The following is a 20,521-nucleotide window of genomic DNA, read 5'->3' on the forward strand; positions in this document are numbered from 1 at the left end:
GGTCAGCCATGCCCCTTAAAACGCCCCAGCAGCTTATAGCGCGAGCCGGGATAGAGCAGCTTTGCCCAGGTAACGATTTTCGTTCCGCTCCAGGTCTGGCGGCGGATCAGCAGACAGGGCTCGTTCGCGTCCAGCGACAGGTAGCCACACTGCTGGCGATCCGGCAGAACCGCCTCAACAATATGCTCTCCCGCCGTCAGCGGCGCGACCCGCATCAGGTAAATATAGGGCGTCTGGTGCTGATAATCCTGGCTGAGATAATCCACCGCGACCTGCGGATTAACCAGGCGATCTTCCAGCTGCACCGGCAGATCGTTTTCATAATGCACAATCACCGAATGAAAAACCGGATGTCCTGAAGGAAGCCCCAGTACCGAAGCCTGCTCTGGATCGGCCTTAATTTCCGCCAGCGTGATGATTTTACAACTGTGGCGATGACCGCGCTGCGCGATCTCGTCCGCAATGTTATGCACCTCAAGCATCGCCGTGTAGCCTTTATTTTCGGCCACAAAGGTCCCTACGCCCTGCATACGTAACAGGTAGCCTTCGCTGGTCAGCTCCCGCAGCGCACGGTTTATGGTCATACGACTGACCCCAAGCTCATTCACCAGTTCACTTTCCGACGGCACCCGCTGGTTAGGCTTCCAGATGCCTTCAGCAATCTGGCTGACGATCGCCTGCTTAACGCGCTGATAGATAGGCGCTGGCCGATCGCTCATCGCGGCCGAGAGTTGCGAAACGGCAGTCCGGTCAGCCATACATTTTTCCTTTAGCTTTATGAAAGCGGCCAGTTTACGGACTGCCCGCACAGATGTATAGACATCCCTGACGGGGATGACGCAAGTAGCTCGTTTCGGAAATTATCTTAATACAATGATTAGGAAGTATTTTTCTATACCACCCTGTCATTTAAGACAGGAAACCGACTGGCCCGGCACAATTTTCGTGATCCGCGCTGCAAGCGCGGCTAATTGTATAGACAAGCATATACACTTCTGCTTGACTGCAAAATAGCATCTTGTTGTCCACGGCGCTTGCCGCATCAGTTTTGCCCGTTAAGGAATGCTGCCCCCAACCTTGTCTATACAGGAGTGTACTATGCCAGTAGCCCCACACTGTTGCCACCTTATCCCCGGGAAGGTTTCGCTGGCGACGCTGAAGCTTATCTATGGCGGCAACATCAAGCTTACGCTGGACGAGCGGGCCCGCAGCAGCGTACTGAAAGCGCGGGAAACCGTGGTGGCGATCGTTAACGCCGGGAAGGTGACCTACGGGATTAACACCGGCTTCGGCAAACTGGCGCAGACCACTATTCCGGCGCAGCGCCTGGCGGAGTTGCAGCGTAATCTGGTGCTTTCTCACAGCGTGGGGATTGGCGATCTGCTGCCGGATAACGTGGTTCGCGTGATTATGGCGACTAAAATCATCAGCCTTGCCCGCGGCCATTCCGGTGTGAGAATGGCGCTGATCGATGGCCTGATAACGCTGTTTAATGCGGGCGTCATGCCCTGTATCCCTGAGAAAGGGTCCGTTGGCGCATCCGGTGATTTAGCCCCGCTGGCCCATCTCTCACTGATGCTGCTGGGCGAAGGCCAGGTACGGGTTAAGGGCGAACTGATGCCTGCGACAGAAGGGTTGGCGCTGGCTGGCCTTACGCCCTTTGTGCTGGCGCCAAAAGAGGGGCTGGCACTGCTTAACGGGACTCAGGTTTCCACCGCGCTGGCGCTGCGCGGACTGTTCGAGGGCGAACGCGTTTTTGCCGCCGGGCTGGTGGCCGGGGCGCTGTCGCTGGAGGCGATTAAAGGCTCAGTCAAACCTTATGACCCCCGCATTCATGAAGCGCGCGGGCAGCCGGGTCAGATCGCCGTCGCCGCCGCCGTCGCTTCACTGCTGGAAGGCAGTGAGATCCTCTCCTCCCATGCCGACTGCGGGCGCGTTCAAGACCCTTATTCCATCCGCTGCGTGCCGCAGGTGATGGGCGCCTGCCTGGATAACCTCAATCATGCCGCCCGCGTGCTGCAAACGGAAGCCAATGCCGCCTCCGATAATCCGCTGGTTTTCAGCGAGAGCGGCGACGTTATCTCCGGCGGCAATTTCCACGCCGAGCCGGTCGCCTTCGCCGCCGACATTATTGCCCTGGCCATTGCCGAAATCGGTGCCATATCGGAGCGCCGCATGGCCCTGCTACTCGATTCCGGGCTTTCCGGCCTGCCGCCCTTCCTGGTCAATGATGGCGGGGTAAATTCCGGCTTTATGATCGCTCAGGTGACGGCCGCAGCGCTCGCTTCAGAAAATAAATCGCTGGCGCATCCCGGCAGCGTCGACAGTCTGCCCACCTCAGCCAACCAGGAAGATCACGTCTCCATGGCGACCTATGCGGCGCGGCGGCTCGGCGCGATGTGTTTCAACACGGCGGCGGTGGTAGGCATTGAAGCGATGGCCGCCGCTCAGGGCATCGACTTTCATCGCCCGCTACAGAGCTCGCCTCTTCTTGAGAAGGAGCTTGCCGCCCTGCGTCAGCGCGTCGCCTTTCTGGATAAGGATCGCCTGCTCGCGCCAGATATCGAAGAGATGCGCCTGTGGGCATGCCGCGATGAGTGGCCCGCCGCCGTCGCGGCGCTGCTGCCGGGTACCGCACGTTAATTCCCTGACGTTAAGGACTTCATCATGAATGACCCTGAGAACAACGCCCTGCCCCGTGAAGTTCGTGCGCCCCACGGCAGCGAGCTGCACTGTGCCAACTGGCTGATTGAGGCGGCGTATCGCATGATCCAGAACAACCTTGATCCAGATGTGGCCGAGCGTCCTGAGGATCTGGTGGTTTACGGCGGCATCGGTAAGGCCGCGCGCAACTGGGCCTGCTTTGAAGCGATCCTGCGCGCGCTCAGAGCATTGCAGCCGGATGAGACGCTGCTGGTCCAGTCCGGCAAGCCGGTGGGGGTGTTTCGTACCCATGCGGAGGCCCCGCGCGTGCTGATTGCTAACTCTAACCTCGTGCCGCACTGGGCGACATGGGATCACTTTCACGAGCTTGATCGGGCCGGGCTGATGATGTACGGCCAGATGACCGCCGGATCCTGGATATATATTGGTGCGCAGGGCATTGTACAGGGCACTTTTGAAACCTTTGCCGAAGCGGGTCGCCAGCACTATCAAGGCGACCTCAGCGGCAAATGGATACTGACCGCCGGGCTGGGTGGCATGGGCGGCGCACAGCCGCTGGCGGGAGTGCTGGCCGGCGCCTCCGTGCTGGCGATTGAGTGCCAGGAATCGCGCATCGATTTCCGGCTCCGCACCCGCTATCTCGATGAAAAAGCCCTTACCCTTGACGACGCGCTGGCGAAGATTGACCGGGCCTGCAAAGAAAAACGTGCCATTTCGGTAGGCCTGCTGGGCAACGCGGCGGAGATCCTGCCGGAACTGGTGAAACGGGCGAAGGCGGGCGGCATGAAACCGGATATCGTCACCGACCAGACCTCGGCGCACGATCCCATTAACGGCTATCTCCCGGCGGGATGGAGCCTCGCTCGCTGGGAAGCGGCGCGCCAAAGCGAGCCAAAAGCGGTGGAACAGGCGGCCAGAGCCTCAATGGCCGTACACGTTCAGGCGATGCTCGACTTCTGCCATATGGGCGTACCGACCGTGGATTACGGCAATAATATTCGCCAGGTTGCGCTGGATGAAGGCGTAACCAACGCCTTTGACTTCCCCGGCTTCGTCCCCGCCTATATCCGTCCCCTGTTCTGCGAAGGCAAAGGCCCGTTCCGCTGGGTGGCGCTCTCCGGCGATCCTGAGGATATTTATAAAACCGATGCGCGCCTGAAATCGCTGTTTCCGGATAATAAAAACCTGCACCGCTGGCTGGAGATGGCCCGCGAGCGTATCGCCTTCCAGGGGTTGCCCGCCCGCATCTGCTGGCTGGGGCTGGGGGAACGCCACCTCGCGGGGCTCGCTTTTAACGAGATGGTCCGTAACGGCGAGCTGAAGGCGCCGGTCGTGATTGGCCGCGATCACCTGGACTGCGGTTCCGTCGCTTCCCCTAACCGCGAAACGGAGGCGATGAAAGATGGCTCAGATGCCGTTTCCGACTGGCCGCTGCTCAACGCGCTGCTCAATACCGCAGGCGGTGCCACCTGGGTCAGCCTGCACCACGGCGGCGGCGTGGGGATGGGCTTCTCACAGCATGCCGGCATGGTGATTGTTTGTGACGGCACGCCGGAAGCGGATAAACGTCTGGCGCGCGTCCTGTGGAACGATCCGGCGACGGGTGTGATGCGCCATGCTGATGCGGGTTACGAACAGGCCCAGGCCTGTGCGGTCAGACACGGGCTGAATCTGCCGATGGCGCCCTGACCGTACCGGTCAGCGCGGCGTTAATCCTTCAGTGTAAAGACTGAGTGCGGTCGGTCGCCCCGCTTCAACGGGGCGGCCATCACCTGAGCTACGCGGCGGAATCTCTCCGCTCATCCCCTTTCAGCCTCCCTTTATGCTACCTTTAGCCAGTCAGTTATCGGGAATGACCCGGCAGAGAGAGGACGTTATGACAATCCCCGCATCACTGATAGAAGAAGCCACTGGCTGGCGACGGGCGCTGCACGCCCAGCCCGAACTCGGCTATTGTGAAGTGAAAACCGCCGCCTGGGTGGCGGACCAGCTGCGTTCATTCGGGCTGACGGTGCATACCGGCCTGGCGGATACCGGCGTGGTCGGCACGCTCGAAAATGGCCCCGGCCCCACGCTGGGCTTTCGCGCCGACATGGATGCGCTGCCGGTGACCGAACGGGGAACGCCCGCATGGCGCTCCAGCACGCCGGGCGTCATGCACGCCTGCGGTCACGATGGTCATACCGCGATGCTGCTGGCGGCGGCAAAGCACCTCAGCGCGACCCGCCACTTCAGCGGCACTCTCCATTTTGTCTTCCAGCCCGCCGAGGAGAATCTTGGCGGCGCAAGAAGAATGGTGGCCGAAGGCCTGTTCCGGCGCTTCCCGATGGATGCCATTTACGGCCTGCACAACTGGCCCGGGCTGCCGCTGGGCCATCTGGCGATCAACAGCGGGCCGATGATGGCCTCGCTGGACGCGTTCGAAATCACCCTGAGGGGCAGAAGCTGCCACGCCGCCATGCCGGAAAACGGCGCCGATCCGATTGTCGCGGCGGCACAGCTTATTCTGGCGCTGCAAACCATCCCGGCGCGGCGTCTCTCACCGCTGGCTTCCGCCGTGGTCAGTATTACCCAGATCAACGGCGGCGAGGCGATCAACGTTATTCCTGAAAATGTGGTGCTGCGCGGTACGCTGCGCTGCCTGCAGGCGGACGTGCGCCAGAAGGTGCGTGCCATGATCGATGAGTTCGTCACCACCTTCACCGCGCCGCTGGGGATTGAGGGAAAAATTGCCTATCTGACCGAGTATCCGGTGACCCATAACCCCGTCGCCGAGGCGCAGAAAGTGCGGGATTGCGCGCTGGCTATCCTGCCTGAGGCGCAGGTTCACTGGAATGTTGCCCCCTCGATGGCCTCGGAGGACTTTGCCTGCATGCTGGAAGCCTGCCCTGGCGCTTACTTCTGGATAGGTGCCGATGGCGCCACGCCCTCAGCGCCGCTGCATAACGCAAGCTACGACTTTAACGATGAGATCATCCCTGAGGGCGTGAGGTTCTGGTGCGAGCTTGCGGAGCGCTTACTGCCCGTGCCGTCTGGGCGATAACGGGCGTCAAAGTTCGCCGGTGACGGCGGCAGAAAGCGTTGTTCCGTGCGTGGGCACCGCTTTCTGCCGGTTCAGTAGCCCGCTTTTTCGAGCTGCTCCAGCGCGTTCTGCATATCCATCGCCCGACCCGTCGCCACAAAGCAGCAGGCTATTTGCAGCCTCAGCGCCTGCGGCACCGAAACTTCTTTATTCAGGCAGCGTCTTGTCCAGGCGGCGGTCGTCTCCGCCTCTTTCCCCTGCGGCAGCTCGTCGCGCCCAATCCCGCTCTCTTCCTGTCGCGCCAGCAGCACTTCCGGCGCATCACCGGCAATCAGCGTCAGTGACGGGCAGCGCTGAGGATTGGCATAAACCTCACCTTCCGTACCGTTAAGCAGCAAGCCCCGGCCGCCAATAGCCTGAAAGAATTTCCCCACTCGCGGAATGTATTCCGGATGGGAAACGCTGGAAAGGCGCAGTGCAGCGTCTTCCCCAAAGGGCGTGGCCAGCTTGGCCAGCGTATGGGCGCTGTTGCGTACGCCCATTTGCCAGCGCAGCGAAAGCTGTCTTGCCAGCGGCGGGCAGAGCGTAGTGACGCTCATAAAGACCAGTTCGCCTTTCTCCAGTTTCGCCTGCGCTTCTCCGGCATACTTTACCGGTTCAATCCCCAGCGCGGCGAACACCGCTTCGCTGGTGACGCGGGTCGGGTCGTCACTGACCCCGTGCACCACAACCGGAAAGCCAAGCGCTGCGAGCAGCATCGCCAGCAGCGGCGTCAGGTTGCCCTGCCTGCGGGCACCGTTATAGCTTGGGATAACGATCGGCATCGGCAGACTGGCGGGCGGCGACAGACGCATCACCCTCTCCTGCATCGCCCCGTAAAATCCCAGCATCTCCTCTTCGCCTTCGCCCTTAATGCGCAGCGCGATAAGAATCGCGCCCAGTTCGAGGTCGGCCACCTCGCCCGCCAGTATGCGGCGATAAAGCTCGTTAGCGGTATTGAGATCGAGATCGCGTGCATGGTTCTTACCGCGGCCAACTTCTTTAATGATCTTGTTATATTCCATGCTTCTGCTCTTTTCAGTAGTTAGCGACGACGGCGGACGGGCGGCTTTTTGCCACCCAGCGCCGGGCTGGGTTTCGGCAGTTCCCCTTCCGGCATCGCCGGCTGCGCGATGGGAAATACCGGCAGCGCCCCAAGCAGACGCGAGCCGTAGCTCTTGCTCAGTAAGCGTCGGTCATAGATAACGATTTCGCCAAAGCACTCATGGCTGCGGATCAGCCTGCCTACCTGCTGGATCAGGTTAAACGAGGCGCTCGGCAGGCTCTGGACCTCAAAAGGATAGCGTTTCAGGCTTTTCAGCCACTCCCCCTCTGTCAAAATAACCGGACTGTCTACCGGGGGGAAGGCGATTTTATGAATATGGACCTGGGAGAGCAGATCGCCTTTTAAGTCCAGCCCCTCCGCAAAGGACTGCAGACCGACCAGAATACTGGTTTCTCCCTGCTCCACCCGCTTGCGGTGCAGCGCCACCAGCGCCGGACGCGGTTTGTCACCCTGCACCAGCATCATCAGGCGCAGTTCGGGCAGATAAGATAAAAAGTGCTGCATTGCCCGGCCGCTGGCAAACAGCACCAGCAGGCCTTTATGCTTCGCTTCTTTAATCTGGTGCCGGAAAAAGTGCGCCATTTCCGCCAGGTGCGCCACCTCATTGGCCAGCATCGGCTCATAGCGCATCTGGGGAATAATCAGCCTGCCCTGTTCAACATGATTGAACGGCGAGTCGAGCGCCACAAAGCGATCGCCCACTTTATCTGTCAGGCCGGACATCTCCTGCAGCCGCTGGAAGCTGCTCAGCGAACGCAGCGTGGCTGAGGTCAGCACCACATGCGGGATTTTACGCCAGAGCAGCTTTTCCAGCTGTTCGCTGACGCGGATCCCGGCGCAGTGAAACAGCAGATGCGGGTTGCCTTCGCGGCTCTCCCTCGTCACCCACTTTGATACCGGCGCGCCCGACGCCTGTTCCAGCGCCGCCAGCCGCCAGAGCTTGGTGCTCGCTTCGAACCAGCCAAGCGACCGGTTCATCTGGATCAGGGCGCGGTGCAGACGCACCACGTCAAACTGCCCCGTTTTTTCGCTGAGGTCGTTCAGCAGCGCCTCCGCCAGTCCACGCAGGCCGTCGCTGAGCTTAAACAGCCGCGCGCAGAGGGTAAGGATCTCCTCCGGCAGTCGTCCCATCTCAAAGCGATACTCGCCCTCCTGGCTCTCCGGAGGCAGTAGCTGGATGAGGATCTGAGACAGCTGCTGGAGCTGTTCGCGGACTTCTTCACAATGCGCTTTCAGCCGATCGGGCTGGCTCAGGCCCGGCGGCCTTTTCGGGCGAAACTGCGCCAGACACTGCTCCACCAGACGACAGAAAAGATCGAGCTGGAGGGTGCTCCAGCCGGGGGTGATATCGCCGCTCATCTCCAGCGCATCACGGGCCACGTCCGGCAGATGATGGCCTTCATCCAGCACCAGCAGCAGGCTTTTCGGCGGCGGCAGCACCGACTCGGTTTCCAGTGCCGCCATCACCAGCGCATGGTTTGCCACCACGACATCCGCTTCTTCAATTTCACGGCGGGCGACGTAGAACGGGCACTCGCGAAACCAGTGACAGTTGCTGCCGAGGCAGTTCGCCTTATCGGTGCTCAGGCGCTGCCACAGCGACTCTTCAATCGATTCGTCGCAGTGGTCGCGCAGTCCGTCCCACTGATGGCGGTTAAGGTTTTTTTCCAGCACCGTACAGAGCGCCCGCTCATCCTTGCTGGCGGTCATCGCATCGTCAAGAAACAGCAGCAGATCGCCCTGCTTCTCTTCATCGGTAGCCAGCGCCGACAGGTTGCGCGGGCAGACGTAGCGCCGGCGTCCGAAGGCGGCGGTAAAGCGCAAATCGGGGATGATTTTTTTTAGCAGCGGTAAATCTTTGCTGTAGATCTGATCCTGAAGCGCCACGTTCGCGGTGCTGACCACCAGCGGCTTCTCTTGCCCCCGGCTGACGGCGATGCCGGGGATCAGGTAGGAGAGCGTTTTGCCCACGCCGGTGGGGGCCTCAATCGCCAGATGGCGGCCCTCATCGCCCGCCAGCGTTTTCGCCACTTCGGCGATCATCTGCCGCTGCGGGGCTCGGGGAATAAAGTCGGGAATTTGCTGCTGGAGGGCTTTATACCACTCCGCAATTTGCGCTTTTAACGCGGCAGTTAGCGCCATGACAACCACTTTTGACCAGAAGAGCCTGTATTTTTACACAGTATGGCTTCCGCGTCAGCCTCAGGGATCAATCTTGCTCTGCCTGGCCTGCAGCTGGCGCAGCCTGGTCAGTCTCTGACTCGCTGACTTGCTGACCGCGCAGAGGCTGTCATTCGCCCTTCATTAGCCTGATTCTGCCGTCCCGTCGGCGATCTGCTTCTGCTGCCCCAGCCTGCCGACAAACGGCAGTCGCAGCGCCGGGGAGAGAATATCCACGCCGAGATTCAGGCCGAGCAGATTGATTTCCACGCCCTCTTCGGCGCCCAGCGTCAGGCCAAGCACGCCGAGCACGGTAACCTGAAGGCCCCTGCCGGAAGGAGGCAGACCGACCGGATGCGCAAGCGAGCGGAAATCTTTGCCGATGGCGTTGGCGGGCAGATCCAGCCTCAGCTCAGGCACTTCCCGGCCGATGTGGGCCAGGAAGGTATTACTGTTTGGCCCCGGCCAGACCCGATAAGTATGCGGCCAGGGATAGCTCTCTATCGCGGCCTCGATGTGGGGGATCATCGCCTCCGCCGCCGCGCCGCGATGATCGACGATGGGCACGGGCTGCGCGCCAAACCAGTAACCATCCGGCAGGGCATAATTATGGCGTACCACATTACTGCTGCCCCAGCTGACAACCTCATAGCGCTGAAACCGCGTTTCTCCCGCTTTTTTAAAGATAATCCATGGATGCACGGCAAAGAGTCCCCGCCAGCCAAACGTCGGTGCCGTATAGACCTGCACGATAGCGGTCTCTTTGAACTGTAACGGGCTGGGAGCCACGCCCGCTGAGTCGCGGCGGGCCGTTGCCCAGTCTTGTCCGGTAATTTTTGCCCCGCTGTGGGTCGCTTTCAGGTAGCTCTGTCCGAAGGAGAGCAGCATGATGCAGAGAAAGCCAAGGCCAATCATTTTTGCAAAAAACATAGCGTCAGGTCGTCCACCCGCAGAGTTGGGTAAAAGGGTTGGCGGAAAGGGTAATAAGCAAGCAGAGCCGGGGCTCCGTCGCTGGGAAAGTGACCAGACTCACATTACGCAAATTGGGCCGGTCATTCAATCCCCGCTGAAGGAATGAATGACCGCAGCAGCGGCCAGGATGGATGGGCTGACCGGAGACGGCTGCGCTTCGCCATGATAACGCTAAATTAATTTGTACATCAGCGTCGTTGCATCATAAGCCCCGCCGGTGGACTGAGCGTAGCCGGGTATTTGCCCGCCTGTCTGCCAGTCAAGTGACCGGTAAAGCTGCTCCGCCACATCGCCCGTTCGCGTATCCAGCACCAGCAGCGTCAGGCCCATCAGCTTTGCCATCTGCTCCGCCCGCAGCATCATTTCACGCGCAATCCCCTGTCGTCTGGCCGCCGGATGCACCAGCAGCTTGGCGATCTCGGCACGATGACTGCCGTTAGGCATAACGCCAGGCTGGAGTATCACCGTCGCGACGATCTTCTCCTGCTGACGTGCCACCAGCAGCCGCCTGCCGCCGCTGGCGATGTCCGCGATCGCACCCTGCCAGAACCGTGTTACCGGCGCAGGATCCTGACTGATAAAGCCGATACTCGCTCCCTGTGCGACGCAGGCGCAAATCACCTCAGCCAGTGCCGCCTGTTCGGCTGCTGCCTGTTCCGCGCTTAATTCTTCATAGCTGATTGAACTATTCATCGACACACCACCAGAGCATAGTGCGCACCTGCTTCATCCGGTGCGTGAAAGGATGTTGGGCCAGAGAGATGAAAGCGCAGGCATTCACCCGCTTCCAGCCGCCACTGCCTCTGACTCATGCTGAAAATTAACGGCCCGCTCAGCACCCAGATATGCTGCTCCATTCCCTCAACAGGGGGCGCATGATATTCAATCAGCGCGCCGCCACGCAGCCTGCCTTCAATGATCTCCCCTTTAAACTGGCTGGCGGGGGGCGAGACGCCGCGTCGTTCATAGCCGCTTTCACGATCGTGCCAGACAGGCTGTTCCGCCAGACGCAAATATTCCGGTCCCTGCTCCTCCACTTCACTGAGCAGCCGCGACATGGTTAACCCATAGGCGATGCAAAGACGGTTCATCAGCGACGCGGTAGGGCTGCTCTCATTCCGCTCTATTCTTGAAAGGGATGCCCGGCTGATGCCGGTCATCTCCGCCAGGTTCTCCAGCGACCAGCCTTTTTCCAGGCGTAATTCATAAAGCCGCCGGGCCAGACGCGCTTCTGTTGAGGTTAATGTCACGGGTTATTCTCATATAAGGGAATTTATCTCTCTTTTGAGATATACCCGTTTTAGTGTCCGCGATCAAGTTGTACAGTTAAATAATAGTTGTACAGTAATGCAGAGTTCGCTACGGTGGGCAAACACCGGAAGGTAATGTAATGAGGGAACGAGGAGATGAATGGCATTGTACAGTATTGGTGACGTCGCCGAGCGTTGCGGCATTAACCCCGTCACGCTTCGCGCCTGGCAGCGCCGCTACGGCCTGATCAAGCCGCAGCGGACAGAAGGAGGACATCGTCAGTTTGACGATGACGATATCCTGCGCATTGAGGAGATTAAGCGCTGGGTAGAGAGCGGCGTACCGGTGGGGAAAGTAAAGGCGTTGCTGGAAGGCGGGAGCGTCAATATTCACGACGGCTGGACCGCCCTTCAGGAAGAGATGATGACCCTCCTCCGCCAGGTTAAACCCTCAAGACTGCGGACCAAAATTGCCACTATTGGCCGTGAACATCCGGCCGATGCGCTCATTGACCATATTTTTGTGCCTATCAGACAGCGTCTGGGGCTCGATCAGAACACCGCGCGGGTGATGTGCAGCCTGCTGGACGGTGCGATTATCGATTATGTCGCCTTTTGCCTGGCAGGCTCGCGCAAAAAAGCCGGTAAGGATGCGCTAATCCTCGGCTGGGAAACGGAAGACCGGACCCGTCTCTGGATGGAAGCCTGGCGTCTCTCGCAGCAGGGCTGGCGGATGGACGTGCTGGCAGAACCTTTAGCTATGCCCCGCCCCGAACTTTTTCCGGGCCAGCAGCTCTTTGTCTTCACCGGCAAGCCGCTCAGCCGCCGGCAGCAGGAACTGATGACGCACTGGCAGGAACAGGGCTATCTCATCACTCATCAGCAGAACTGAGGGGCCGGCAGCCAGCTCCGGGAATAATAAGGGCAGGTGCCCCCTGGCCCGTTACGCCAGCCGGCTAAAGAAGCAATAAAAAGCGGGCAAAGGCTTAACCCGCCCGGGAGAAAAACGGTATACTTTCCCCTCTCTCGGCTTCAGACAAACGGGCAACGGCATGAACCTGCAAAAAATTGGCGTGATCTTTATCTTTCTGCTGATGGCGCTCGGCGGCATTGGCGGCGTGATGCTGACCGGCTACACCATTCTTATCCGTTCTTAAACTGCCGCAGCAGGCGCTCAAACAGGCGATCCGTGACGATCGCCAGCAGCGCCACCAGGCAGGCTCCCTGAATCACATAGGCAGTATTAAATCCGCTCAGGCCGATAATTACCGGCGACCCCAGCGTTTTTGCCCCCACGGTAGACGCAATGGCGGCCGTACCGATGTTAATAATGACCGAGGTGCGGATGCCGGTCAGGATCACCGGCGCGGCGAGCGGCAGCTCCACCTTGCAGAGCCTCTGCCAGGCGCTCATGCCCACCCCTTCTGCGATCTCTCTGGCACTGGCAGGCACCTCCGCTATCCCGGCCAGCGTTCCCTGCAGAACAGGCAGCAGCCCGTAGAGCAGAAGCGCAACGATGGCGGGCTTCTCGCCGAACCCCATGACCGGCACCGCAACGGCTAACACCGCCACGGGGGGAAAGGTTTGTCCGGCCGCCACCAGCGTTTCCACCAGTGAGCGAAACTCTCGCCCCGCCGGTCGCGTCACCAGAATGCCCGCCCCCATCCCAATCAGGATGGCAAACAGGCTCGATATCGCCACCAGCTTGATATGCGCCAGCGCCAGCTGCACAAAACTCTCCTGCTGATAGAGCGGCCTGTCCAGCTGAGGGAACCAGCTGGCGAACAGCGGCCCGCTGTAGGGCATAGCCAGCAGCAGCGCGACAAACGCCAGAATCAGCCACAGCAGGGGATCGCGTACCAGCCGCATTACAGTGTCCCCCGCTGCCGCAGAAGATCGGCAAAATGCAGCACGCCCAGCGGCTGCCGTTTACCGTCGATGACCGCCAGCCGATCGGTTTTACGGGCAATAAATATCGACAGCGCTTCCCGCAGCGACATGCTTTCCGGGATCGCCTCCTCCTCCAGCCACTCCCCGCGCCGCGCCGCCTGACCGGCATTCCCCAGCGACAGCAGCCTGATGCCGAGTTCACCCCGGCCAAAGAAATCCCGCACAAAATCATTCTGCGGCTGCGTCAGCATCTCCACCGGCGTGCCCTGCTGGATCACTTTACCGCCATCCATCAGAACCAGCCGGTCGGCCAGCGTCAGGGCTTCATCAATATCATGCGTAACCAGCACGATTGTCCGGCCTGAAAGCTTATGTATCCGCACAATTTCCTGCTGAAGCGCGCCGCGCGTAACCGGGTCCAGCGCGCCAAACGGCTCATCCATCAGCAGCACTTCCGGATCGGCCGCCAGCGCCCTCGCCACGCCCACGCGCTGCTGCTGACCGCCGGAGAGCTGATGGGGATAGCGATGACGAAAGCGTTCATCGAGATTCAATAACGCCAGCAGCTCGCTGACGCGTTCCGCAATGCGCGGCTTCGGCCAGTTAAGCAGGGCGGGCACGGTGGCGATATTTTTTTCCACCGTCCAGTGGGGAAAAAGGCCAATCGACTGAATGGCGTACCCCATCCTGCGCCGCAGATCCTGAGGATTGAAGCGGCGGATCTCTTCACCGGCAAACTGAATGCTGCCCTCATCATGCTCGATGAGGCGGTTAATCATTTTCAGGGTGGTTGATTTCCCGGAGCCTGAGGTACCAATCAGCACCGTGAACTCCCCTTCGGCAATATTGAGCGTCAGATTGCTGACGGCAGGCTTACCCGCAAAATGTTTACTGACTCCGTTAAAATTAATCATCGGCGCTTCGCCTCAGCCACTGAAATAAGAAATTTGAACAGCGCATCGATCGTCACCGCCAGGGCAATGACCGGAATGACGCCCAGCAGCACCAAATCCAGCGCGCTGCTCAGCAGCCCCTGAAAGATAATGGCACCAAACCCGCCAGCGCCAATCAGCGCCGCAATCACCGCCATGCCGACGGTTTGCACCGAGACCACCCGCAGGCCCGCAAGCAGCACCGGCAGCGCCAGCGGCACTTCGGCATGCCAGAAGATCTGACGCGGCGTCATCCCCATGCCCTGCGCGGTTTCAATCACCTCTTTTGGCACCTGCTGAAGCCCGGCAACCACGCTGCGTACCAGCGGCAGAAGCGCATAGAGCACCAGAGCGATCAGGGCAGGCGCCATGCCAATCCCGCTGATCCCAAGACCGGAAAGAAAAGGAAAGGCTTTCGCGAGCCCGGCCAGCGGCGCGATCAGCAGGGCAAACAGCGCGACGGAGGGAATGGTCTGAATGACATTGAGAACGGCAAACACCGGCGACTGCGCGGCGCTTTTGCGGTAACAAAACCAGCCCAGCGGAATGCCGATCAGCAGCGTCGGCAACAGCGTTGCCAGCAGCAGCAGCAGATGCCGCGACAGCGCCCGGTCGAATACCTCGTGGCGGTTAACATACTCTTTTAACAGCGCCAGTCCGTCGAGCTGCCCATTAAGCAGGATAAAGATGACCGGCAGCCAGATCTGCCCGTTAAGCAGCAGTCGCCATAAGGGTCGCGGAGTCAGGCGGGAAATGGCATCCGCTGCCGCCAGCAGACAGAGCGCAGTTGAGAGCCAGAAGCCGCTGCCAAAGGAGGTGCGGGCCAGCGCGCTGCCCTGGAGCGACAGCCCGTCTGCCAGGCTACCGCTCAGCGCCACCAGCACGACCAGCAGCAGTTCGCTGATGCCCAGCGTCAGCACAAGCGACCGGGCAGAGACGGGCAGGAAAACGAGCAGGAACAGCAGAGGGACAGGCAGCAGCAGCAGCCAGCCGGTCCCCTGCAGCAGGCCGGACAGCGGCAGCGGCTGGCCGGAAACGAGGCGATTCGGGGCGTAATTAAGAAAAGGAAGCGCCGCCAGCGAAACGGCCAGCAGAATAACCAGCAGCAGCAGCACACGGTTATGAATAGTCAGAGGCAAAATTTTTCCGCCATGGCAACGGGCCGGCGCACCGGCCCTGAATCACTCCAGCAGGTTCTTCTGCTGCAAATAGTCTGCGGCCACTTTTTTAGCATCCTGGCCTTCAACGGCAATTTTCGCGTTTAGCTGCTGCAGCGTTTCCGCATCCAGCGAGGCAAATACCGGCTTCAGCCAGTCACCAATATCGGGATAGGCCTGCAATACCGCTTCGCGGATCACCGGCACTGGCGCATAGATTGGCTGCACCCCCTTTGGATCGCTCAGCGTTTTCAGTCCCAGCGCCGCAACGGGCCCGTCGGTGCCGTAGGCCATCGCGGCGTTAACGCCCGAGGTCTGCTGCGCCGCCGCCTTCAGCGTGACGGCCGTATCGCCGCCGGCCAGCGTCAGCAGCTGATCCTGCTTCAGGGTAAAGCCGTAGGCTTTCTGAAACGCGGGCAGCGCGTCCGGCCGCTCGATAAACTCCGCCGAAGCCGCCAGTTTGAACGTGCCGCCTTTTTTCAGCCAGGCGCTGAGATCCGCCAGCGATGATAAGTTGTTTTCCTGCGCCAGATCGCCGCGTACGGCAATGGTCCAGGTATTATTGGCGGGCGCGGGCGTCAGCCAGATCAGCTTATTTTTTTCCCGGTCGAGCTTTTTCACTTTCTCATAGCCAGCCTGCGCGTTTTTCCAGGCGGCATCCTGCTCGTCGTTAAAGAAAAACGCCCCGTTGCCGGTATATTCAGGGTAGATATCAAGCTCCCCGGCGGTAATGGCACCGCGTACCACCTGCGTATTGCCCAACTGCACTTTGTTGATGGTTTTCACGCCGTGCTTATCCAGCACCTGCAAAATAATATTGCCCAGCAGCGAGCCTTCGGTATCGATTTTCGACCCCACCTTAACCGGTTCCGCCGCGCCTGCGGCCTGGGCCAGACTCAGCAAAACGGTCAGCGCCAGCGCGCCGCTAATTCCTGATATTTTTGCCATTTTTAGGTTCCTTCTCATCATGATAGTTACAAGCGTAGCTTATTAACCCGGCGGGTAAAACCGGCAAAGAAAAAAACGCCGCCTGTGACATCGCCTCAGGCGAAAGCGGAAAACTGACGCATCGAAAAAACAGTTTGGTTGTAACTTATAACCAGCTGGAATTTAACTCTGCGCCCGGCAGCGGTATTCTCAGCGATTATTTCACTAAAAACAGACCCTCCGATCATGACAGACTTCACCTCTCCGGCGCACGTCGCCACCGCAGGCAGCGCCCCGCTGGGCGAGCCCGTGACGCTGCGTCAGGCTGCCGATGTTTCCCGACTCGTGAATACCAGTACCCAGGCGCGCAGCAATGCCCGCATCGTGATTGGCATCGCGCTGGGCGGCGTCTTTCTGGACGCTTACGATCTGGGGGCGCTGGCCTTTGGCATGAAGGATGTGACCCGCGAGTTCGGGCTCTCTCCCGCCGGGGCCGGCATGGTGGCCTCGTCAATCGCCTTTGGCGCGATTGTGGGTGCGCTTATCGGCGGTTATCTGACGGATAAAATCGGGCGCTACCGGGTCTTTATGGCCGATATGTTTTTCTTTGTGGTGGCTGCGCTCGCCTGCGCCTTCGCACCCAATGAATATGTGCTGACGGCGGCACGCTTTGTTATGGGGCTTGGCGTCGGTATCGATCTGCCGGTGGCGATGGCGTTTCTGGCGGAGTTTTCCAAACTGAAGGGGCGCGGCAATAAGGCGGCCAGCATTGCGATGTGGTGCCCCACCTGGTATGCGGCAATCTCTATCTCCTATCTGCTGGTGCTGTTCTTCTATGCCGTCCTGCCGGATGAACACGCGGGCTGGCTGTGGCGCATTATTCTCGGCTTCGGCGCGGTACCTGCGCTGCTGATTATCGCCATTCGCAGCCGCTATATGAGCGAGTCGCCGGTCTGGGCCGCGAATCAGGGGGATCTGGCTGGCGCCGCCGCCATTCTTCGCAGCTCTTACGGCATTAATGCCCAGGTTGCGAAGGATGCTGACCTGTCACCGGCTAAACCCGTCCGCCGCGCCAGCTGGCGCAACTATGGCGAACTGCTGAAAGGGATCTACCTGCGCCGCACCCTGCTGGCGACCGTAATCGCTGTCGCCTCCGCCTTTGCCTATAACGCCGTGGCCTTCGGCCTGCCGGTTATCCTCTCCAGCTTTCTCGCGCAGTCGATGCTGACCACTATTCTGGTGTCGCTGGCGCTGAACCTGCTGTTTGCCTTTACCGGCGGTTTGCTGGCGGTGCGGCTGGTTCCCCGCTTCGGCGCATGGAAGATGACCGTGCTGGGCTATGCCTGCCAGCTGGCCGCGCTGGTTGGCCTTGCGCTGGTTGGCAGGCCGGATAATGGCGATCAGGCCGCAATTTCTATCGCCATGCTGGCGCTGTTCCTGCTGGGACAGGGCTTCGGTCCCGGCTCTCATAGCATGACTTTCGCCTCGCTCAGCTATCCCACCTCGCTGCGTGGCGTGGGCGTCGGCTTTAACCAGACGCTGATGCGCGCCAGCTCAACGCTGTCGCTGTTTCTTTTCCCGCTGCTGTCGGCGGCGCTCAGTACCGACGTGTTCTGGGTGATTGCGCTGGCGCCGCTGGCGGGTCTGATTGCGCTGCTTGCCATCCGCTGGGAACCCTCCGGCTACGACGTGGATGCGGAGGATTTTGCCTGATAAGCGAGAGGGTTTTGCTGGACGGCGGCAGGCAGGTTCAGGCCGTTACCAGACTGCTGGTAAAGCGCCGCAGCTGTTCAGGCACGCGGGAAAAGGTGTAGCGGAACCAGGGGGTGAAGCGTTCGGGGTGGGCGGCGATTTCGGCCTCGATTTCCGCTACGCTGGCATAGCGCCAGCCAGCGGCTTCCTCCGCGGCGGGCTGCGGCAGCTCATCGCTGATGGCAAAATAGACGTGGCCGAACTCATGTTCCGACAGGCCGTTGCTGAGCGGCAGGTTATAGCTCACTTCAAACACGGGCTGGAGCGAAAGGCGCATCCCCATCTCTTCCCGCAGCCGGCGTTCAGCGGCATCCCGGGTCCGCTCGCCGGGAACGGGGTGGCCGCAGGTGGTATTACTCCACAAGCCGCCACAGTGATATTTGCCCATGGCACGCTGCTGCAACAGCAGCTGATGGCGTGAGTTAAACACATAAACGGTTACCGCCCGGTGCAGTAATCCTTTCTGATGTACCTCCAGCTTCTCCATCCGTCCGGTAGGGCGATCGTGCCGATCGACCAGGATCACTTCGATTGCTGACATGCTGATTCCTTGAGATTAATCTCAGGTATTGTGGCACATCGCCAGGGCGTCATACTGTATAAAATCGTGCGGCGCGTTCGCCTTGTGAGCGCGGTATAAAAAAGGGCAGCCGATGGCTGCCCTGACTGAGTGACTTATTACCGGAGGCGTTACAGCTTAAAGCTGCTGACAACCAGCTCAAGCTGGACGCTCTGCTCTTCCATGGCCTGCGCGGCGGCGGAGACCTGCTCCACCAGCGAGGCGTTCTGCTGAGTCGTGCTGTCGAGCTGGTTGATGGCGGTGTTAACCTGGTCAATTCCCATGCTCTGCTCACGGCTGGCGGACATGATTTCACTCATCAGCGTGGTCACGCTACTGACGCCGTTCATCAGTTCATCCATGGTACTGCCCGCTTCCTGCACCAGCAGGCTGCCCTGATCGATATTGGCGACCGACTCTTCAATCAGCTTTTTAATTTCACGCGCGGAGTTGGCGGAACGCTGAGCGAGGTTGCGCACTTCCGACGCGACGACGGCAAATCCACGCCCCTGTTCGCCGGCACGAGCCGCTTCTACTGCGGCGTTAAGCGCCAGGATGTTCGTCTGGAAGGCGATGCTGTCGATCACGCTGATGATATCCACCACTTTGCGGGAAGAAGTATTGATCTCTCCCATGGTGACCACTACCTGCTTCACGACGCTGGAACCGCGCTCGGCAACGCGTGATGCGTCCCCGGCCAGCTGGTTAGCGTGGGTGGCGTTATCCGCATTTTGCCGGACGGTGCCGGTCAGCTGCTCCATGGAGGCCGCCGTTTCCACGATAGAGCTGGACTGCTCCTCGGTACGCGCGGAGAGATCCATATTGCCGCTGGCGATCTCTTTCGAGGCGGAGGTGATTGCCAGCGCACTGTCACCAACCTGCCGCATCAGTCCCTGCAAGTATTCAATAAAGGCGTTAAAGCTCTGTGAGACGGCATTGAACTCCGGGCTGCTGCTGGCAGGCAGGCGCTGGGTCAGGTCGGCGCCGCCGGTTGAGAGCGAAAGGATATTCTCATTAAGACCGTTCAGACGAGTCATCATGGTGCGGATAAAGCCCAGCAGTACCAGCAGCAGCAGGATAGCCAGCGGGATCTGCACCAGGCCCAGGCGGGTCAGGATTGAGTTGGTCTGTTTCGCCAGTAGCGCGGTGGGCACGTCACTGGCGATGAACCAGGGGCTGCCGGAAATCTGCTGCACGAACAGCGTATGCGAACCGTCCTCACCTTCATAGGTGTTCTGCACCACATCGCTGCCTGCACCAGAAAGCATCGCCTTCAGCGGCGCCGCCATTGGCGTAGCGAAATCGCTCAGGTTGCCGAGCTTGGGCGCTGCGCCAACCAGGGTGGCATCACCCACGACTTTGCCATCCGCTTCGACGATAAACACTTTGCCGTCAATCGCTTCACCCATCTCTTTCGCCAGATGGTTAAAGAAGCCCAGCGTGACGTCAATAGTTGCCACGCCCCAGGCCGCGCCGTCACGGTAAATGGTCATGGCGCAGTTGGTGCGCGGCTGCGGGCTGGCCGCGTCCTGATAGGCTTTCGCCCAGGCGCACTGCCCTTTAGCGGCGGCCATGCCATCTTTATACCAGGGCTGCTCGTAGTAGTTTGGGGCTTCGGCCGAGTTCCAGAAGGTGTTGACCTTCAGCGCATTGCTGCTGTCACGGGCGAAGAAGGTGCTGAATTTGTCCGTGGCCGGATCGCGCATTTTAGGCAACGGCCAGATCCCGCCGCCGAAGACGTCCACATCCTGATACTGATTCACCAGCGCAGGAAGCACAGTATCAATGCTGGCGCTGTCGAGCACCGCGACGGTTTCCGTAATACTGCGCTGCTGCGCCTGAATACGGTTCATCATGGCGGTAATCCGTGAACCAATGCTGTCCACTTCGTAACGTACCAGCCGGCTCTCATTGGTCGTAAGCTGAGGCGCGACAAAAATTTTAATGACAACCACCGTGATCAGCAGCAGCAGCGCAAAGAAGCCGACGATCAACAGCGTAAATCTGCCCTGGGTTGTTTTTAACATGTAGAGCCCCATCCTACTCAAATTCGGCACAATTGCCTGATCGAATTAACGGCGGGGCCAGACGGAACTTGAGGTGATAGCAATCACATTTCAGGGAATATTTT

General features: G+C 60.0%; 18 protein-coding genes. 6 read left to right on the forward strand and 12 right to left on the reverse strand.

Features of this window, described 5'->3' with window-relative positions; translation table 11 throughout:
• Window positions 1-2 precede the first annotated feature (2 nt).
• Entirely contained in the window at window positions 3-758 is a 756-nt protein-coding gene (hutC, locus tag AAH446_RS04940; RefSeq protein ID WP_342905572.1) for a histidine utilization repressor, read from the reverse strand.
• A gap of 340 nt (window positions 759-1,098) precedes the next feature.
• On the opposite strand from hutC, the gene hutH reads away from it, so the two are divergent.
• The 3 genes from hutH (at window position 1,099) to AAH446_RS04955 (ending at window position 5,707) form a co-directional block, all read left to right on the forward strand.
• Complete coding sequence (gene hutH, locus AAH446_RS04945) at window positions 1,099-2,643, forward strand: histidine ammonia-lyase (RefSeq protein WP_342905573.1); 1,545 nt, start codon at window positions 1,099-1,101, stop codon at window positions 2,641-2,643.
• A 24-nt stretch (window positions 2,644-2,667) separates the two neighbouring features.
• Window positions 2,668-4,353, forward strand: a complete 1,686-nt coding sequence (gene hutU / locus AAH446_RS04950; RefSeq protein ID WP_342905574.1) for a urocanate hydratase — start codon at window positions 2,668-2,670, stop codon at window positions 4,351-4,353.
• A gap of 187 nt (window positions 4,354-4,540) precedes the next feature.
• Complete coding sequence (locus AAH446_RS04955; protein ID WP_342905575.1) at window positions 4,541-5,707, forward strand: M20 aminoacylase family protein; 1,167 nt, start codon at window positions 4,541-4,543, stop codon at window positions 5,705-5,707.
• 71 nt (window positions 5,708-5,778) lie between these two features.
• On the opposite strand, the gene ybiB is transcribed toward AAH446_RS04955, so the two are convergent.
• From ybiB to AAH446_RS04980, 5 genes are all read right to left on the reverse strand, one after another.
• On the reverse strand, window positions 5,779-6,750 hold the full coding sequence (gene ybiB, locus AAH446_RS04960; RefSeq protein ID WP_342905576.1) for a DNA-binding protein YbiB: 972 nt from the start codon (window positions 6,748-6,750) through the stop codon (window positions 5,779-5,781).
• Window positions 6,751-6,770: 20 nt separating this feature from the next.
• Entirely contained in the window at window positions 6,771-8,933 is a 2,163-nt protein-coding gene (gene dinG, locus AAH446_RS04965; protein ID WP_342905577.1) for an ATP-dependent DNA helicase DinG, read from the reverse strand.
• A 162-nt stretch (window positions 8,934-9,095) separates the two neighbouring features.
• Window positions 9,096-9,881 carry a DUF3750 domain-containing protein gene (locus AAH446_RS04970; RefSeq protein WP_342905578.1) on the reverse strand — a complete coding sequence of 262 codons (786 nt, stop codon included), beginning with the start codon at window positions 9,879-9,881 and terminating at the stop codon, window positions 9,096-9,098.
• A 213-nt stretch (window positions 9,882-10,094) separates the two neighbouring features.
• Window positions 10,095-10,616 carry a GNAT family N-acetyltransferase gene (locus AAH446_RS04975; protein ID WP_342905579.1) on the reverse strand — a complete coding sequence of 174 codons (522 nt, stop codon included), beginning with the start codon at window positions 10,614-10,616 and terminating at the stop codon, window positions 10,095-10,097.
• Complete coding sequence (locus tag AAH446_RS04980) at window positions 10,613-11,173, reverse strand: helix-turn-helix domain-containing protein (RefSeq protein WP_342905580.1); 561 nt, start codon at window positions 11,171-11,173, stop codon at window positions 10,613-10,615. The genes AAH446_RS04975 and AAH446_RS04980 overlap by 4 nt, the downstream gene beginning before the upstream one ends.
• Before the next feature lie 160 nt (window positions 11,174-11,333).
• Between AAH446_RS04980 and AAH446_RS04985 the strand changes: the two genes are divergently transcribed.
• Entirely contained in the window at window positions 11,334-12,065 is a 732-nt protein-coding gene (locus tag AAH446_RS04985; protein ID WP_342905581.1) for a MerR family transcriptional regulator, read from the forward strand.
• A 160-nt stretch (window positions 12,066-12,225) separates the two neighbouring features.
• Window positions 12,226-12,330, forward strand: a complete 105-nt coding sequence (locus AAH446_RS04990) for a protein YohO (protein WP_024967534.1) — start codon at window positions 12,226-12,228, stop codon at window positions 12,328-12,330.
• On the opposite strand, the gene AAH446_RS04995 is transcribed toward AAH446_RS04990, so the two are convergent.
• From AAH446_RS04995 to osmF, 4 genes are read right to left on the reverse strand one after another with little or no spacing between them, the layout of a single operon-like run.
• The gene (locus AAH446_RS04995; protein ID WP_342905582.1) at window positions 12,317-13,042 is read right to left on the reverse strand and encodes an ABC transporter permease; all 726 of its coding nucleotides are present in this window, start codon (window positions 13,040-13,042) and stop codon (window positions 12,317-12,319) included. The genes AAH446_RS04990 and AAH446_RS04995 overlap by 14 nt on opposite strands.
• Window positions 13,042-13,977, reverse strand: coding sequence for an ABC transporter ATP-binding protein (locus tag AAH446_RS05000; protein WP_342905583.1), 936 nt, complete (start codon window positions 13,975-13,977; stop codon window positions 13,042-13,044). The genes AAH446_RS04995 and AAH446_RS05000 overlap by 1 nt, the downstream gene beginning before the upstream one ends.
• On the reverse strand, window positions 13,974-15,134 hold the full coding sequence (locus AAH446_RS05005; protein ID WP_342905584.1) for an ABC transporter permease: 1,161 nt from the start codon (window positions 15,132-15,134) through the stop codon (window positions 13,974-13,976). The genes AAH446_RS05000 and AAH446_RS05005 overlap by 4 nt, the downstream gene beginning before the upstream one ends.
• A 42-nt stretch (window positions 15,135-15,176) precedes the next feature.
• Window positions 15,177-16,100, reverse strand: a complete 924-nt coding sequence (osmF, locus tag AAH446_RS05010; RefSeq protein ID WP_463322769.1) for a glycine betaine ABC transporter substrate-binding protein OsmF — start codon at window positions 16,098-16,100, stop codon at window positions 15,177-15,179.
• A 225-nt stretch (window positions 16,101-16,325) separates the two neighbouring features.
• Here osmF and AAH446_RS05015 point away from each other — a divergent pair, with 225 nt between their 5' ends.
• Window positions 16,326-17,792 (forward strand): MFS transporter, encoded by a 1,467-nt coding sequence (locus tag AAH446_RS05015; protein WP_342905585.1) that lies wholly within the window; start codon window positions 16,326-16,328, stop codon window positions 17,790-17,792.
• Between the two features lie 37 nt (window positions 17,793-17,829).
• Here AAH446_RS05015 and idi read toward each other — a convergent pair whose 3' ends face one another.
• Window positions 17,830-18,372, reverse strand: coding sequence for an isopentenyl-diphosphate Delta-isomerase (gene idi, locus AAH446_RS05020; protein ID WP_342905586.1), 543 nt, complete (start codon window positions 18,370-18,372; stop codon window positions 17,830-17,832).
• A gap of 149 nt (window positions 18,373-18,521) precedes the next feature.
• Window positions 18,522-20,417 (reverse strand): methyl-accepting chemotaxis protein, encoded by a 1,896-nt coding sequence (locus AAH446_RS05025; RefSeq protein ID WP_342905587.1) that lies wholly within the window; start codon window positions 20,415-20,417, stop codon window positions 18,522-18,524.
• Between the last annotated feature and the right edge of the window lie 104 nt (window positions 20,418-20,521).

Source organism: Erwinia psychrophila (genome assembly GCF_039023475.1).
In the GTDB taxonomy this organism is placed as follows: domain Bacteria; phylum Pseudomonadota; class Gammaproteobacteria; order Enterobacterales; family Enterobacteriaceae; genus Erwinia.

Bases quoted from the DNA above. Each gene is read 5' to 3' on its own strand.
- hutC (WP_342905572.1), bottom strand. From the start codon at position 758: ATGGCTGACCGGACTGCCGTTTCGCAACTCTCGGCCGCGATGAGCGAT.
- hutH (WP_342905573.1), top strand. From the start codon at position 1,099: ATGCCAGTAGCCCCACACTGTTGCCACCTTATCCCCGGGAAGGTTTCG.
- hutU (WP_342905574.1), top strand. From the start codon at position 2,668: ATGAATGACCCTGAGAACAACGCCCTGCCCCGTGAAGTTCGTGCGCCC.
- AAH446_RS04955 (WP_342905575.1), top strand. From the start codon at position 4,541: ATGACAATCCCCGCATCACTGATAGAAGAAGCCACTGGCTGGCGACGG.
- ybiB (WP_342905576.1), bottom strand. From the start codon at position 6,750: ATGGAATATAACAAGATCATTAAAGAAGTTGGCCGCGGTAAGAACCAT.
- dinG (WP_342905577.1), bottom strand. From the start codon at position 8,933: ATGGCGCTAACTGCCGCGTTAAAAGCGCAAATTGCGGAGTGGTATAAA.
- AAH446_RS04970 (WP_342905578.1), bottom strand. From the start codon at position 9,881: ATGTTTTTTGCAAAAATGATTGGCCTTGGCTTTCTCTGCATCATGCTG.
- AAH446_RS04975 (WP_342905579.1), bottom strand. From the start codon at position 10,616: ATGAATAGTTCAATCAGCTATGAAGAATTAAGCGCGGAACAGGCAGCA.
- AAH446_RS04985 (WP_342905581.1), top strand. From the start codon at position 11,334: ATGGCATTGTACAGTATTGGTGACGTCGCCGAGCGTTGCGGCATTAAC.
- AAH446_RS04990 (WP_024967534.1), top strand. From the start codon at position 12,226: ATGAACCTGCAAAAAATTGGCGTGATCTTTATCTTTCTGCTGATGGCG.
- AAH446_RS04995 (WP_342905582.1), bottom strand. From the start codon at position 13,042: ATGCGGCTGGTACGCGATCCCCTGCTGTGGCTGATTCTGGCGTTTGTC.
- AAH446_RS05000 (WP_342905583.1), bottom strand. From the start codon at position 13,977: ATGATTAATTTTAACGGAGTCAGTAAACATTTTGCGGGTAAGCCTGCC.
- osmF (WP_463322769.1), bottom strand. From the start codon at position 16,100: ATGGCAAAAATATCAGGAATTAGCGGCGCGCTGGCGCTGACCGTTTTG.
- AAH446_RS05015 (WP_342905585.1), top strand. From the start codon at position 16,326: ATGACAGACTTCACCTCTCCGGCGCACGTCGCCACCGCAGGCAGCGCC.
- idi (WP_342905586.1), bottom strand. From the start codon at position 18,372: ATGTCAGCAATCGAAGTGATCCTGGTCGATCGGCACGATCGCCCTACC.
- AAH446_RS05025 (WP_342905587.1), bottom strand. From the start codon at position 20,417: ATGTTAAAAACAACCCAGGGCAGATTTACGCTGTTGATCGTCGGCTTC.